The organism is Paraburkholderia sp. SIMBA_054 (genome assembly GCF_046534875.1).
GTDB classification, from domain to species: Bacteria; Pseudomonadota; Gammaproteobacteria; order Burkholderiales; family Burkholderiaceae; genus Paraburkholderia; species Paraburkholderia hospita.
In genome coordinates this window covers 1-271 of sequence record NZ_JAWRXV010000797.1, presented here as the reverse complement: position 1 = coordinate 271, position 271 = coordinate 1, and the positions used below count along the sequence as shown (strand labels likewise).

Annotated in this window: 1 pseudogene; it reads left to right on the top strand. The window is 69.7% G+C overall.

The features are described 5' to 3' along the window. Positions 1–271 (top strand): annotated as a pseudogene (locus SB822_RS57295) (DNA polymerase I); the annotation flags it as partial.

Sequence of the window (271 nt, the reverse complement as noted above, 5' to 3'; positions counted from 1 at the left end):
ATGCCCGACGACCTGCGCGCGCAGGTCGAGCCGATGTGCGCGATCGGCGAAGCGCTGGGCATCTCGATCCTGCGCGAGCCCGGCGTGGAGGCCGACGACGTGAGCGGCACGCTGGCTCTGCAGGGCGCCGGCGAGGGCCTGGAAGTGACCATCTCCACCGGCGACAAGGACTTCGCCCAACTGGTGCGCCCGGGCATCCGCCTGGTCAACACCATGACCGGCAGCCAGATGGATTCGGACGAAGCGGTGATGGCCAAGTTCGGCGTGCGCG